The 13,503-nt window shown below is 71.0% G+C and carries 13 protein-coding genes; 6 read left to right on the top strand and 7 right to left on the bottom strand.

Features of this window, described 5'->3' with window-relative positions; genetic code table 11:
- The first annotated feature begins 127 nt into the window (after positions 1–127).
- Entirely contained in the window at positions 128–1,414 is a 1,287-nt protein-coding gene (locus tag D458_RS0110325) for an NAD(P)/FAD-dependent oxidoreductase (RefSeq protein WP_017586665.1), read from the top strand.
- On the opposite strand, the gene D458_RS0110320 is transcribed toward D458_RS0110325, so the two are convergent.
- On the bottom strand, positions 1,383–2,066 hold the full coding sequence (locus tag D458_RS0110320) for a nucleoside/nucleotide kinase family protein (RefSeq protein ID WP_017586664.1): 684 nt from the start codon (positions 2,064–2,066) through the stop codon (positions 1,383–1,385). The genes D458_RS0110325 and D458_RS0110320 overlap by 32 nt on opposite strands.
- Before the next feature lie 122 nt (positions 2,067–2,188).
- Positions 2,189–2,725 (bottom strand): NUDIX hydrolase family protein, encoded by a 537-nt coding sequence (locus tag D458_RS0110315; protein ID WP_017586663.1) that lies wholly within the window; start codon positions 2,723–2,725, stop codon positions 2,189–2,191.
- Between the two features lie 457 nt (positions 2,726–3,182).
- On the opposite strand from D458_RS0110315, the gene D458_RS0110310 reads away from it, so the two are divergent.
- On the top strand, positions 3,183–3,536 hold the full coding sequence (locus tag D458_RS0110310; protein WP_017586662.1) for an STAS domain-containing protein: 354 nt from the start codon (positions 3,183–3,185) through the stop codon (positions 3,534–3,536).
- A 381-nt stretch (positions 3,537–3,917) separates the two neighbouring features.
- Here D458_RS0110310 and D458_RS0110305 read toward each other — a convergent pair whose 3' ends face one another.
- On the bottom strand, positions 3,918–5,795 hold the full coding sequence (locus D458_RS0110305) for a PH domain-containing protein (protein ID WP_017586661.1): 1,878 nt from the start codon (positions 5,793–5,795) through the stop codon (positions 3,918–3,920).
- Positions 5,792–6,289 (bottom strand): PH domain-containing protein, encoded by a 498-nt coding sequence (locus D458_RS0110300; RefSeq protein ID WP_017586660.1) that lies wholly within the window; start codon positions 6,287–6,289, stop codon positions 5,792–5,794. Before D458_RS0110300 ends, D458_RS0110305 begins: the two co-directional genes overlap by 4 nt.
- 121 nt (positions 6,290–6,410) lie before the next feature.
- Here D458_RS0110300 and D458_RS0110295 point away from each other — a divergent pair, with 121 nt between their 5' ends.
- Together D458_RS0110295 and D458_RS0110290 are read left to right on the top strand one after the other, a co-directional pair.
- Positions 6,411–7,319, top strand: a complete 909-nt coding sequence (locus D458_RS0110295; RefSeq protein WP_017586659.1) for an SPFH domain-containing protein — start codon at positions 6,411–6,413, stop codon at positions 7,317–7,319.
- A gap of 16 nt (positions 7,320–7,335) precedes the next feature.
- Entirely contained in the window at positions 7,336–7,593 is a 258-nt protein-coding gene (locus D458_RS0110290) for a hypothetical protein (protein ID WP_017586658.1), read from the top strand.
- Between the two features lie 53 nt (positions 7,594–7,646).
- Here D458_RS0110290 and D458_RS0110285 read toward each other — a convergent pair whose 3' ends face one another.
- Positions 7,647–8,306: a Uma2 family endonuclease gene (locus tag D458_RS0110285; protein WP_017586657.1), complete on the bottom strand. Its 660-nt coding sequence runs from the start codon at positions 8,304–8,306 to the stop codon at positions 7,647–7,649.
- A 170-nt stretch (positions 8,307–8,476) separates the two neighbouring features.
- Complete coding sequence (locus D458_RS0110280) at positions 8,477–10,141, bottom strand: FAD-binding dehydrogenase (RefSeq protein ID WP_017586656.1); 1,665 nt, start codon at positions 10,139–10,141, stop codon at positions 8,477–8,479.
- Between the two features lie 279 nt (positions 10,142–10,420).
- Here D458_RS0110280 and D458_RS0110275 point away from each other — a divergent pair, with 279 nt between their 5' ends.
- A complete protein-coding gene (locus tag D458_RS0110275) occupies positions 10,421–11,287 on the top strand; it encodes a hypothetical protein (RefSeq protein ID WP_017586655.1) in 867 nt (288 codons plus the stop codon).
- Between the two features lie 26 nt (positions 11,288–11,313).
- Here the strand turns inward: D458_RS0110275 and D458_RS0110270 are convergent, their stop codons facing one another.
- Positions 11,314–12,408: a zinc-binding dehydrogenase gene (locus D458_RS0110270; RefSeq protein ID WP_017586654.1), complete on the bottom strand. Its 1,095-nt coding sequence runs from the start codon at positions 12,406–12,408 to the stop codon at positions 11,314–11,316.
- A 248-nt stretch (positions 12,409–12,656) separates the two neighbouring features.
- Here D458_RS0110270 and ddaH point away from each other — a divergent pair, with 248 nt between their 5' ends.
- Positions 12,657–13,493, top strand: a complete 837-nt coding sequence (gene ddaH / locus D458_RS0110265; RefSeq protein WP_026119172.1) for a dimethylargininase — start codon at positions 12,657–12,659, stop codon at positions 13,491–13,493.
- Positions 13,494–13,503: the final 10 nt, after the last annotated feature.

Below are 13,503 nucleotides of genomic sequence, written 5' to 3'. Positions count from 1 at the left end.
GAAACCCTGCCGCCTCGGTCTTTTCCCGCCTGGAGTGATCCCCGTCACGAGCGTCCGGTGTCACGTTTCCGGGTGCCCGTCTCGTCATGTGGATCGACACCGCTCGACGATTCGAGGAGGAAGACGCATGACACACCGGATCCTGGTGCTCGGAGCGGGCTACGCCGGACTCGCCGCGGCCGGTCGGATCGCCCACAACATCCGTGGTGGCGCGCTCGACGCCCGCGTCACCCTGGTCAACGCCGTACCCGACTTCATCGAACGCGTCCGCCTCCACCAGGTCGCCACCGGACAGGACGTCGGCGTCCACCCCCTGGCCAGGTCCCTCGACGGAACCGGGATCGAGCTGGTCGTGGGCAGGGCCGAGCAGATGGACACCGAGCGGCGCACCGTCCGTGTGCGCACAGGCCGCAAGGACACGGGACGGGAGGGCGCCGCGGACCAGGAGCACACGGGGCGGGAGGAACGGGAGTTCGGCTACGACACACTCGTGTACGCCCTCGGCAGCGGCGCCGCGAGAGGCGGGGTGCCCGGGGCCGCCGAACACGCCCACGACTCGGCCTCCCTGGGGTCCGCCCGCGCTCTGGCCCGCCGGATCGACGAGAACGGGGGCGGCGGCGTCGCCGTGGTCGGCGGCGGGTTCACCGGCCTGGAGGTGGCCACCGAACTCGCCGAGAGCCACCCCGGACTGCGCGTCGAACTCGTCACCCGGGGCCGGGTCGCGGACGGCGCCAGCCCGCGGGGCCGTGCCCACGTGCACCGGGCCCTGCGCCGACTGGGGGTGAGCGCCCGCGAACACTCCTCCGTCGCCGAGGTGGACGCCGAAGGCCTGCTCCTGGCCGACGGCTCCCGTGTCAGGGCCGACCTCGTGGTCTGGAACGCGGGCTTCGGAGTCGCGGGCCTGGCCGCCGACGCCGGACTGACCGTGGACGAGAACGGCCGCGCCGTGGTCGACGTCACCCAGCGCTCGGTCTCCCACCCCGACGTCTACGTGGTGGGGGACGCCGCGAACGCGTCCGGGGTGGACGGACGGCCCCAGCGGATGTCCTGCGCCATGGGGCTGCCCATGGGGTGGGCCGCCGCCGACGCCGTCACCGCGCGCCTGTCCGGGACCGAGCCCGACCTCTCCCGGTTCGGCTACCTCTTCCAGTGCGTGAGCCTGGGCCGCCGTGACGGTCTCATCCAGTTCGTACGCGGCGACGACTCCCCGGTCCGCTTCGTCCTCACCGGTCGGCCGGCCGCCCTGTACAAGGAGTACATCGTCGCCTCGGCCTACAGCGGGCTGAACGGCGGCCAGTGGCAGCCGGACCAGTACCTGATGCTGGTGCGCTGGTCCGCCCGGCGCTTCGTCCGGCGCGCCGCCGCGAGCCGACGTGCGGGGCTCAGCGCGCGGAGTAGCGGTCCCTGGACCTGAGCCGGGGGACCCCGTTGACCCGCACGACCCGGGTGCAGTTGTCCCGCAGGCCCTTCACGAGCTCTCCGTTGGGGCGGTCGCTGCGCTCGACCCACTCCTGGGCGGCACTCGCGCTCGCCCCGCCCGCCATCTGGCGCCGGTGCAGGCGGCGTTCGCGCACCTGGTCGTCGGTCTCCACGTACCACAGCTCGGCGAGCAGCCCTCGGACCCCGGCCCAGGGCTCCTCGTCACCGGCCAGGTAGTTGCCCTCGGTCACGACCAGTCGGGTGTGCGGCTCGACCACGTGCTGGGCGGCGATCGGCTCGTGCAGCCGGCGGTCGTAGTCGGGGACGTAGACCGGGTTGCCGGTCTCGGTCAGCAGCCGCCGCACCATCGCCAGGTACCCGTGTGCGTCGAAGGTGTCGGGGGCGCCCTTGCGGTTCCGGCGGCCCAACCGGTCGAGCTGGGCGTTGGACAGGTGGTACCCGTCCATGGGCAGGTAACCGGCGGTGCCCGGCCCCGAGTGCTCGTCGACCGCGTGCACCAGGTAGCGGGCCAGGGTGGACTTCCCGGCCGCGGGGGCACCGGTCAGCCCGAGCACCACCCGGGCGGGGGAGCCGGGGGTGCCCTCCGGGACCAGTGCGAGGGCGTCGGCGACAAGGGATTCGAGCATGGTCTCCAGACTAGACCGTCCCGCCTGTCGGGGATCTGGTGCTTTTCCGGAAGGTGTGCGGGCCCCGCATCCGGGGGCAGAGGCGGGATTCGGATGCGGGGCCCGGGGTACTGAGGGTCGGGTCAGGGGGCGTGGCCGACGTAGGCGAGCGCCTGGCGGACCAGGACTCCCTGCCCGCCGGGCATCTCCTCGCGCACCTGCGGGCTGGTGGCCTCCTCGGGGGTGAACCACACCAGGTCCAGGGCGTCCTGGCGGGGCTGGCAGTCACCGCTCACCGGTACCACATAGGCCATGGCCACCGCGTGCTGGCGGGGGTCGTTGAACGGGGTGACTCCCGGGGTGGGGAAGTACTCGGCGACGGTGAACGGCTGGGGCGAACTGGGGATGCGCGGCAGGGCGACCGGGCCCAGGTCCTTCTCCAGGTGGCGCAGGAGCGCGTCCCGGACCCGCTCGTGGTACAGCACCCGACCGGAGACCACCGAGCGGTTGAAGGTGCCGTCGGGGTCGGCGCGCATGAGCAGCCCCACGTGGGTCACCGACCCGGACTCGTCCACCCGTACGGGCACCGCCTGGACGTAGAGCACGGGCATACGGCCGCGGACGTTCTCCAGCTCCTCGGAGGAGAACCAGCCGGGCTGGGTGTCAGCTGTTTCGGTCATCGGGTTCGCGACCGTCGTACTGCGCGGGGCAGTGCGGGGCCGCTCCCTCCCTTCGCTCTCTTCGTGTCCATGAGGGCGGTCGGGGCCCTGTTCCAGAAGGAACGGGGCCACCGGCCGTCACACGGGTGTCCAAGTACCGCTTTTACCGCACACGCGAGCGGAAAGCACGGTGCGGGTGCCTTTTCGGGAGTGTCCGAGAGAGAAGGGAGTGGGCTCTGGGGAGTGGAGCCCGAGCGCGGTCGCGGTCCGACACCGGAGATGGTGACATCAAGGTGTCGGCGAGGTCAGATCAGCGAGATTCTGGCGGATTTTCTCACAGAAACCCTCCCGGAACCTCACTGGAGAGGTTACGATCTCGTACGCGGTTGCGTAGTGGAAAGGTTACGTCCGGTGAGAGGTGGCCCGAGTGGCGAAGGATGCCCGGTTCTCGGCCCAGGAACGTTTTCCATGTACAGGAGTGACGGTGGTGCGCGTCCACGGTGAGGTGGACCTGGCCACCGCTGACCATCTGCGTGATCGGCTGCTCCAGGCCGCCCAGGCCTCCCGGTGCGATTGTCTGGTCGTGGACATGTCCGGGCTCGGATTCTTCGACGCCAGCGGCGTGCGCGCCCTGGTCGCTGTCTACCAGGTCCTGACCCGGCAGGGTCGGCACGTGGTCCTCGCCGAGCCCTCGCCCATCGCGGAGCGGGTGCTCGAAGCCCTGGGGATGCGGCGCCTGTTCGAGGTCTACCCGATGGTGGAGATGGCCCTCACCCACACCAGCGGCCTGCGGGTGGACGGAGAACCCATCTTCGACAACCCCGTTCTCTAGGGAGTGTTCCGCGGATGCTTTCGGTGGGCTCGGCGCTTGCGCCGATGACTGTGAGCGGCCGCCTCCCCTACTGTGCGTTGCTTCGCAAGCTCAGCAGTTTCGCACAGCGGGGGCCCGACAATCTCTCGCCAGACGATGAGCGAAGCTGCCCCTACTGTGCACTGCTACGCAAGCTCCGCAGCGTCGCACAGCGAGGGCCCGCCTGGGGTTGGCTGTCCGAGTGATATCGGCGCAGCGAGAGGCAGCCTGGTGGTCGCGAACCCGAAATGATCCAAGGAACACGACCTAGAGGCCCCCGGTGGGAACGGCCGGTCGCAGACGACGTGTGTCCCGGTGCCCCGGGGAAGAGGGGCGCCGGGACACCGGTCCGTCGAGCGGGGCTCAGGGCAGCACGGAGGGCTTCGGCTCGGCGGTGCCCTCCTCGCGCACCAGGAAGGGCGCGAGCAGTTCCGGAACGGCCCCGTCGGCCCAGGCCAGTCCCTGTCCCAGACCCACGTCGCCGACGGTGTACGTGCCCTCGCCCGAGGCGGTGGTCGCCGACACGTCGGCCAGACCGAGCCTGCGCTGGAACGGTGAGCGGGTGATCCGCCAGCCGATCACCGCGGAACGCTCCAGGGTGACCGTGGTACGGACCGCCATCCCCTTGCGCACCACCAGGTACTTCGGGTGCAGGCCGTGGCCCAGGCCCCGGTAGGAACCGACCGCGTACCAGAACGCCACCGCGACGAACACCAGAGCCACGAGGAACCAGCCCCAGGCCGGGGTGGCCTCGGTGGTCGGGCCGATCAGCGGGAACGGCATGAAGTGCTCCTCCGCCGTCCGGATCCCCTCCCACCAGGCGTCGGTGGCCACCCGCTGCAGCCACGCGAGCCCACCGGCCAGGGCGAGCGCCGCCACCGAGCAGACCGTGGCCCGGGTGAACCGGCGGCGCAGTGCCGCCCTCGGGTGCCGGGCCAGCGGCACGTCCAGCGCGGAGTCGGGTTCCCGCATCAGAGCGGCACCCAGCTCCCGGGCGCGCTCGCGGGGCATGGCGGGGGACAGGCGGCTTTTGGCCTCGGTCTTCTGCGCGTCCCCGGCGGACAGGCCGGTCGCCACCGCGCGGATGGACGCCCCGCGCACCGAGCGCAGCACGAAGGGTTCGTGCAGGACCACGCCGTTGAGGCGGCGGCCCTCCACGGACAGCGACACGCTGGTCAGCAGGCCGCGGCGCAGCCGCACCGTGCCGTCGGCCTCGCGGACGAGCCGGTAGTCCCACCAGGTCTCCACCGCCACGAGGACCAGGATGAGCACGCCGGAGAGCAGCAGGGCGAACAGGGCGGTCGGGACGACCAGCAGCAGCCGGCTCATCACGAAGCCGGACATCTCCTGGGCGCTGGGGAGCCCGGCCTGTTCGGAGATCCACCGCCAGCCGTGGCCGCCGCTCTGCGCGTTGATGCCGATCAGGGCCGCGATCACACCGATCCCGACACCGAAGGTCGCCGTGGTGGCGGGTGCGTAGGCGAACCAGCGCGGGTTCAGCCGCACCAGCTCGGTCTCCTCCTCGTCGGCGGCCTCGCCGCCGGTTCCCGCGGTGCCGTCCGCCGCGCCGGCGGTCTTCGGGCGCGTGGCGGTCCGGCGCAGCAGTTCGCGGCGCAGCCGCTCGCCCTGGTCGGCCGTCACGTACAGCAGCTGGAGCTGGTCGGTGCCGCCCGCCCCGGCCGACTCGCCGGTTCCGACGGTCACCGAGCACAGCCCGAAGACCCGCACGTAGATCGGGGCCGCCACGTCCACGCTGCGCACGCGTTCGCGGGGGATGGAGCGGTAGGCCTTGGCGACGATGCCCGAGCGCATCTCCATGCGCTCGGCGGTGATCCGGTACCGGGTGGCCCGCAGCCGGAGCATGTCGAGGTAGGTCATCAGCCCGATGAAGGCGAGCACCGCGGGGAGCGGCAGGAGCGCCCACAGGTTCGAGACGTCGACGAAGAAGAGCACGAGGGTCGCGACGATCGCGGACGGAACCATGAACAGCGACACGAGGGCGGTACTGGCCCACACGCTGAGCGCGCTCAGGCCCTCCCAGCCCTCCTCCGCCGCCTCCTCGGGCGCTTGCTCGGAGGGCTCCGCGGGCACCTCCGCAGGCACCTCCGCGGGCGCTGCCGCGTGCCGGTCCTCCTGTCGGCCCTCCGGGCTCGGGCCGCCCTGCGCCTCCGGGGCCGGACCCTCCTGCGGGCCTTCCGCGTGCGGGTCCCTCTCGGGGAAGTGGTCCTCGTGGGAGGTCATGTCGCGTCCCCCGGGATCGCCTCGGTGCTGTCGGTGAGCTGGTCGGCCACCTCGGTCGCCAGCTGGTGGTCCAGGCCGCTGATCTCGATGGGCCCGGCGGCCGACGCGGTCGTCACGGTCACGCTCGACAGCCCGAACGCTCGCTGGAGCGGTCCGCGCGCGGTGTCCACGGTCTGGATGCGCGACATCGGGGCGACCCGCCACTCCTGCCAGATCCACCCACTGGAGGTGTAGACGGCGGTGTCGGTGACCTCCCAGCGGTGGACGCGGAAGCGCCACTGCGGCATCACCACGGTGATCAGGAGTCCGATCCCGCCGAGGACCCCGGCGGCGACCAGGAACCAGAAGCGCACCGGTTCCCAGATCAGGGCGGGAACGACGGGGATGACCGTGAGGACGACCGTCACCGCGAGAGACCGGGTCGTCCACCACCGGATCGCGCGCCGGTCCACGCGGTTGTTCGGCGGTCGCAGGCGCAGAGCGTCGGTGCTCATCGCGTCCACGTCTCCTCTCAGTCGGTGGCCCCGGGGGAGGGCCGTCTACTAAAAGTGATATCACAATGCTATGCTCAAGTCATCACCTAAAAGGACGGAAGCCGCAGAGGATGGACACCACATGAGCGATTCGACGAGCGTCATCAGGCCCGCACCGCAGTACCGGGAGCGCGAGGCCTTCGGCTCCAGCGGCATACCCGTGTTCGTGGTCTCCCTCGTGCTGTTCCTCGGCGGCGCCGCGATCGCCTGCCTGCCGCTGCTCGGCATGCACGTGTCCCTGGTCGCGGTCGGGATCGTGATCGCCGTGGTCGGTGCCGTCCTGTCCATCGGGCTGACGATGGTCGCGCCCAACGAGGCCCAGGTCGTCCAGTTCTTCGGCCGCTACGTCGGGACCATCCGCACGGACGGCCTGCGCTGGGTCAACCCGCTGACCGTGCGCAACGCGGTCTCCACGCGCATCCGCAACCACGAGACCTCCGTCATGAAGGTCAACGACGCCTCCGGCAGCCCCATCGAGATCGCCGCCGTCGTCGTCTGGCAGGTCGAGGACACCGCACGCGCCTCCTTCGAGGTGGACGACTTCATCCAGTTCGTCTCCACCCAGACCGAAGCCGCCGTCCGCCACATCGCGGGCAAGTACCCCTACGACTCCTACGGCGACAACGCCGTTCCCTCACTGCGCGACAGCGCCGACGCCATCACCGAGCAGCTGTCCAAGGAGGTCGCCGAGCGGGTCGACGCGGCGGGTGTGAAGATCGTGGAGTCCCGGTTCACCCACCTCGCCTACGCCCCCGAGATCGCCCAGGCCATGCTGCAGCGCCAGCAGGCCAGCGCGATGATCGCCGCCCGCGCCGAGATCGTCGAGGGCGCCGTCAGCCTGGTCGACCGCGCCCTGGCGCGCCTGTCGGACGAGAACGTGGTCGACCTCGACGAGGAGCGCAAGGCCGCCATGGTCAGCAACCTGCTCGTGGTGCTGTGCTCGGACCGTCCCGCCAGTCCCGTCGTCAACACCGGGACCCTCTACCAGTAGATCCGGGTGATGTGCCGTGCCCGAGCGCAAGAAGGTGCTGCTGCGGCTCGACCCCGCCGTCCACGACGCGCTCGCGCGCTGGGCCGGGCAGGAGTTGCGCAGTACCAACGCCCAGATCGAGTTCCTCCTGCGCCGCGCCCTGGACGACGCGGGGCGGATGCCCAAGGAGGCCGGGGACATCCCGCGCCGAGGGCGTCCGCGCAGGTCCGAGCCGGACGAATCCGCCGCCGGGAAGGAGGACGGGGGTTCGGGGGAGGAGCCGGAGCAGACATGACGGAGCCGGGTGCCCGAGGCGGCACCCGGCTCCGTGCCGTCGTGGGACAGAGGCTACGCGCCACTCTCCGACTTCTCCGCTTCCTCCGTGGCCTTCGCATCGTCCGCCTCCTCCGGTCCGCCGATGTGCCGGCGCCAGTCGCCACCGGAACGCAGCAGCCACTGGGGGACGACCCGCATCGGGAAGGGCAGTTCGGTGTCCAGGACGTCCTCGCCGAAGGCGGCGGCCACCTCGGTGTACTCGCCGTCCTTCAGGCGCATCTCGATGATGCTCGGTTCGTCCGGGTCGGGGGTGATCACCCAGTACGAGGGGATGCCGAAGGCCGCGTACTCGTGCTTCTTGGTGTGGTGGTCCCGCAGGACGCTCTCGGGGGAGACCACCTCCACCGCCAGCAGCGGCGGTTTGGTCAAGTACGGGCTTTCGGCGTCCTCGGTGCTGATGACCACCAGGTCCGGGATGCGGTGATGCGTCCGGTCCGCGTTGATGTTGATGCCGGGACCGGTGATGATCTCGCACTCCACCGGCGCCAGGTTGCCCAGGTGAATGCTGAGTCGGGTTTCGACGCGACTGTGCAGGAACACGGGTGCGGGGGACACGTCAAGCCTCCCGTCGACCAGCTCGTAGCGCCGCCCGTCGTCCGGCGTACGTCGCAGGTCGTCCACAGTGAGCGGTGCCGGTCCCAGGTCCGTCTTGCCGATAGCCATGACACTCATCTTGCCTCCTTGTTCGCATGGAGACCAGCGTGTCGGAACCGTTGACCGTCCGGGCTGGGAATCGCGAAATTCGCGAGTAAGCGCCCACATCATTCGTTTCCTGGGTCGGCCCGGAAACGGCGAAGGGGCAGGACACGCGTCCGTGCCCTGCCCCTACACGATGGTCGGACCTACCCCAGGGCGGCCGCCGCGGCCCTGCCGGCCGTGCGGCCGGAGAAGATGCAGCCGCCGAGGAAGGTGCCCTCCAGCGAGCGGTAGCCGTGCACACCGCCGCCGCCGAACCCGGCGACCTCGCCGGCCGCGTACACGCCCGGCAGCGGGGTGCCGTCGGCGCGCAGCACACGCGCGTCCAGGTCGGTGTGCAGGCCGCCCAGGGTCTTGCGGGTGAGGATGTGCAGGCGCACCGCGATCAGCGGGCCCGACTTCGGGTCGAGGATCTGGTGCGGGGACGCCACCCGGGCGATCTTGTCGCCCCTGTAGTTGCGGGCCCCGTGGATCGCCATGACCTGGAGGTCCTTGGTGAAGGTGTTGACCATCTCCCGGTCGCGGGCCACCACCTCGCGGGTCACGGTGTCGGCGTCCAGGGCGTCGTCGCCGGAGATCTCCTTCATCTTGCGGATCAGCTCGGGCAGCTTGTCCGCGACCACGAAGTCGGCGCCGTTCCGCTTGAACGCCTCCACCGGGCCGGGGGCGCCGGGCAGGACCCGCTGGAGGACCAGCTTGATGTCCTTGCCGGTCAGGTCGGGGTTCTGCTCGGAGCCGGAGAGCCCGAACTCCTTCTCGATGATCTTCTGCGAGAGCACGAACCACGTGTACTCGTGGCCGCTCTTCATGATGTGGTCCAGGGTTCCCAGGGTGTCGAAACCGGGGAAGTACGGGGCGGGCAGCCGCTTGCCGGTCGCGTCCAGCCACAGGGACGACGGCCCGGGCAGGATGCGGATGCCGTGCTTGTCCCAGATCGGGTCCCAGTTCTGGATGCCCTCGGTGTAGTGCCACATGCGGTCGCGGTTGATGATCTCGCCGCCGGCCTCCTCGGTGATCCCGAGCATCCGCCCGTCCACGTGGGCGGGCACCCCCGAGAGCATGTGCTCGGGCGGCTTGCCCAGCCGCTCGGGCCAGTTCCGGCGGACCAGGTCGTGGTTGCCGCCGATCCCGCCCGCGGTCACGACGACCGCCTGCGCGCCCACCTCGAACTCGCCCGCGGCGTCCCGGTTGCTGGCCTGCCCCCGCTCGATGTCGCTGGGGGCCAGCACCGTGCCCCGTACCCCGGTGACCGTCCCGTTGGTCACCACGAGCTCGTCCACGCGGTGGCGGAAGCGCAGGGAGACCAGGCCCTTCTCGGCTGCCGCGCGGACCCGGCGCTCGAAGGGCGCGACCACACCGGGGCCGGTGCCCCAGGTGATGTGGAAGCGCGGCACCGAGTTGCCGTGCCCGTCGGCGAGGTAGCCGCCGCGCTCGGCCCAGCCCACCAGGGGGAAGATCCTCAGGCCCTGCTGGCGCAGCCAGGAGTACTTCTCCCCGGCGGCGAAGTCGACGTAGGCCTCCGCCCACTTGCGGGGCCACTCGTCCTCGGGCCGGTCGAAGGCGGCGGTGCCCATCCAGTCCTGGAGGGCCAGCTCCTTGGAGTCCTTGATGCCCATGCGGCGCTGCTCGGGCGAGTCGACGAAGAACAGTCCGCCGAAGGACCAGAACGCCTGCCCGCCCAGGGACTGCTCGGGCTCCTGGTCCAGCAGGATCACCCGTTTTCCGGCGTCGGCGAGCTCGGCCGCCGCGGCCAGTCCGGCCAGCCCTGCCCCGACGACGATGGCGTCGGCCTGGTCGACTCCGGTACTCATGGTTCTCCTCGGGGGTCGTCCGTGCCCCTGGGGGCCGGTGGTGCGTGCCCGGTGTCGGGGGCACAGCGTGCGCGATGGTGACGACTGTGCCCCGGTACGGGTGGCACGGCAAGGGTGTTGTGTGTCCTGAACCACATCATTTGTCAGGGTGTGACAAGTGGGGAGCCAGATGGGACGGCGAACAGGACAGATGGTGCATAATCGCGCTGTCGCGTTCCTGCGGCCCCGCCCCCGAGGGCCATCGCAGGTCACAGCGCGCTCCGCTGAGAAGGATCCCCCGTGCACTTCCCCCTGCCGACCTTGGTCCCCGGTCCGGTCGCCACCGTCATCGCCCTGGTCCTGTTCGCCTACTACGTGGCCGCGCCTCCGTTGCTGCACCGGCTACGTGCGAGGAGGGACCGCCTACGTACCCATCAGAACCCCACTCCCATGGCCGACGAGTTCCGCCTCGGCACTTGGTGCCTGCTCGTCGAGGCCCTGCTGGTGATGGCCTTCCTCGGCACCGCGACCGCGGTCTCCCCCGCCGACATCGGTTGGGCCGTGCCAATCCTCGCCGACACTGAACCGCTTGGTCATCTCCTGTTGGGGGCGGGCGGTCTAGCCGTCTTCGTGCTCCTGGTCCTGTCCCTCGCCCGGGTCCACATCAGACTCCTGGCCCACGTGCGCGCAGGGGAACTGCCGCACGGTATGCGCAGGGAGGAATTCCTGGCCTCGCCGCGGGACCGGTGGGAGCTCGGCTTCTTGGCTGGAGGCTGTGCCCTGAGCGTGCTCTCCCAGGTCCTCGTGGTCTACACGGTCCTGTTCCCGGTGCTGGCACAGGTCTCCGGATCCGCCCTGCTCGCCGCACTCATGCTGGGCCTGCTGGGCGGCTGGCAGTACGTGGGCCAGGGTGGCGGCATGATCGGGACGTTCGCCGTGCTGAGCACCGCCGGGCTGCTCGTCTACGGGCTGCTCCTCCCCGGATCCCTGCTGGTCCCCGTGCTGCTCTGGGCCGGCTACTACGCGGTCGCGCTGGGGGGCTCCATCGCCCTCGCGAAGCTGCCGATCCCGCGGAACTCCCGCCCCCTCCACCCGGTCGAGGTGACCCTGCTCGACGCGGACGGCAACCCGGTCGAGCGCCCCGGCCGGGGAGCGCTCGACCGCTGAAACCCGTGTGCGGCCCGAGTCCCCGCTCAGGCGCCGAAGCGCACCAGGGATCGGCCGCCCTTGCCCTGGCGCATGCGCTCGAAGGCCTCGGGCAGACCCTCCAGGGGGATCTCGTCGGTGATCATCGCGGCGAGCTTCAGCTCTCCCGCACGGACCGCCTCGGCGAGCACGGGGATGTCCCGGACCGGGTCGCTGGAGCCGTACACGCATCCCTGGACCGTACGCGCCTGGTGGAACAGCTCCAGGGAGTTGAAGGACACCTCGTCCTGCTTCGATCCCAGCCCCACCACCGTCACGGTGCCGCCCCGGCGGCAGGAGTTCCACGCGGTACGCACCACCTGGGCCTTGCCGACCACCTCGAAGGCGTGGTCGACCCCCCGCCCGCCGGTCAGCTTGCGCACCGACTTGTGCACCTTCGGGTCGGAGACCAGGAAATCGGTGGCGCCCAGGGAACGGGCCAGCTCCTCCTTCTCCGCGGAGACGTCGACCGCGATCAGCGGGTCGGCCCCCGCCATCCGCGCGGCCTGCAGGAGGGACAGGCCCACCCCGCCCAGCCCCAGCACCAGGGCGGACTGGCCCGCCCGCAGCCGGGCGGCGTTGTTGACGGCTCCCCAACCGGTCAGGGCGGCGCAGCCCAGCATCGACGCGACCGCCAGGTCGATCCCGTCCGGCAGCGGGACGAGCGCGCCGACCGGAACGACCGTGGCCTCGGCGAAGGCACCGGTGTTCAGTCCCGGATAGACCGGGGTGCCGTCGGTGAGTTCGGCGTAGGGGGTGCCCATGCGGTCGAGGGCGTGCTCGCACAGGTGGGGTTCACCCTGTTCGCAGAACCAGCACGCGCGGCAGGGCGGCGCCCAGTTCAGGATGACCTGCTGGCCCGGCATCACCTCGGTCACGCCGGGGCCGACCGCCTCGACGGTGCCCGTGCCCTCGTGGCCCAGAACCGCGGGCAGGGGCTGGGCCAGGGTCCCGTTGGACAGGGAGATGTCGGAGTGGCACACGCCCGCCGCGACCATCCGGACCCGGACCTGGCCCGGGCCGGGGTCGGGCAGGACCACGTCGCGGATCTCGGGGGGAGCGTCGGTCTCGAGGAAGACGGCTGCCTTGACGGTCGTACTCATGAGGAGGTCTCCAATCGCGGAACTGCGGAGACACTAGCAATACCGGCCGGTCGGTCGGTTGTGCGGGGCGGCTCTCCCGGCGGCGGGCGCGCAGCTTTCACCGACAGCGGAGGAGTTTATGGGAAGGCCTATATTGGCGGGCCTTCCGCGCGGGTATCCCACTTCTGTCCGCCGGAGAAAGCGGTGTGGTCAATGTCTGTACCACTGTCGGCCGTTCGGTCTCCGGTACACCTCAATGGGGAGGTTCCATGGTTCGACCTGTCGGATCGGCGGCCGCGGTGACAGCGCGGCACTATCTGATGTGCAGACCCACCTACTTCGCGGTGGAATACGCGATCAACCCCTGGATGGACCCGGTCGCGGGCGTGGACCGCGCCCGCGCCATCCGCCAGTGGGAAGGGCTGCGGGACCTGTACCGGTCCCTCGGCCACAGGGTCAGCGAGATCGCGCCGATCGAGGGGCTGCCCGACATGGTCTTCGCGGCCAACGGGGCGCTGGTCGTGGACGGGCGCGTCTACGGGGCCCGGTTCGCCAGCGCCGAACGCACCCCGGAGGGCCCGGCCTACCTCGACTGGTTCCGCAAGGCCGGCTACACCGACATCCTGGATCCCAAGCACGTCAACGAGGGCGAGGGCGACTTCATCACCCTCGACGACGTGGTCCTGGCCGCCACCGGCTTCCGAACCGAGGCCGCCGCCCACCAGGAGGCCGAGCGCCTCCTGGGCCGCCCGGTCGTCACCCTCCAACTGGTCGACCCCCGCTTCTACCACCTGGACACCGCGCTGTTCGCCCTCTCCGGTGAGCAGGTCGCGTACTACCCGGGGGCCTTCTCCCAGGGCAGCCGCCGGGTGCTGCGTTCACTCTTCCCCGACGCGCTCCTGGCCACGGAGGAGGACGCGGCCGTGCTCGGGCTCAACGCGGTCTGCGACGGCCGCAACGTCGTCATCGCCGCCGAGGCCGCCGTGCTCGCGGACCGGTTGCGCGCGCTGGGCTTCGAGGTCCACCCGGTGGAACTCGACGAACTGCGCAAGGCCGGCGGCGGGGCCAAGTGCTGCACCCTCGAACTGCGGGGAGCACCCGACTGACGGACTCACC

The organism is Nocardiopsis ganjiahuensis DSM 45031, assembly GCF_000341085.1.
In the GTDB taxonomy this organism is placed as follows: Bacteria; Actinomycetota; Actinomycetes; order Streptosporangiales; family Streptosporangiaceae; genus Nocardiopsis; species Nocardiopsis ganjiahuensis.
Note: the sequence above shows the minus strand (reverse complement) of the source record. Positions and strands in the feature narration are given on the sequence as shown.

Excerpts from the sequence above, each read along its gene's own strand:
- D458_RS0110325 (WP_017586665.1), top strand. The coding sequence starts at position 128 with ATGACACACCGGATCCTGGTGCTCGGAGCGGGCTACGCCGGACTCGCC.
- D458_RS0110320 (WP_017586664.1), bottom strand. The coding sequence starts at position 2,066 with ATGCTCGAATCCCTTGTCGCCGACGCCCTCGCACTGGTCCCGGAGGGC.
- D458_RS0110315 (WP_017586663.1), bottom strand. The coding sequence starts at position 2,725 with ATGACCGAAACAGCTGACACCCAGCCCGGCTGGTTCTCCTCCGAGGAG.
- D458_RS0110305 (WP_017586661.1), bottom strand. The coding sequence starts at position 5,795 with ATGACCTCCCACGAGGACCACTTCCCCGAGAGGGACCCGCACGCGGAA.
- D458_RS0110300 (WP_017586660.1), bottom strand. The coding sequence starts at position 6,289 with ATGAGCACCGACGCTCTGCGCCTGCGACCGCCGAACAACCGCGTGGAC.
- D458_RS0110295 (WP_017586659.1), top strand. The coding sequence starts at position 6,411 with ATGAGCGATTCGACGAGCGTCATCAGGCCCGCACCGCAGTACCGGGAG.
- D458_RS0110285 (WP_017586657.1), bottom strand. The coding sequence starts at position 8,306 with ATGAGTGTCATGGCTATCGGCAAGACGGACCTGGGACCGGCACCGCTC.
- D458_RS0110280 (WP_017586656.1), bottom strand. The coding sequence starts at position 10,141 with ATGAGTACCGGAGTCGACCAGGCCGACGCCATCGTCGTCGGGGCAGGG.
- D458_RS0110270 (WP_017586654.1), bottom strand. The coding sequence starts at position 12,408 with ATGAGTACGACCGTCAAGGCAGCCGTCTTCCTCGAGACCGACGCTCCC.
- ddaH (WP_026119172.1), top strand. The coding sequence starts at position 12,657 with ATGGTTCGACCTGTCGGATCGGCGGCCGCGGTGACAGCGCGGCACTAT.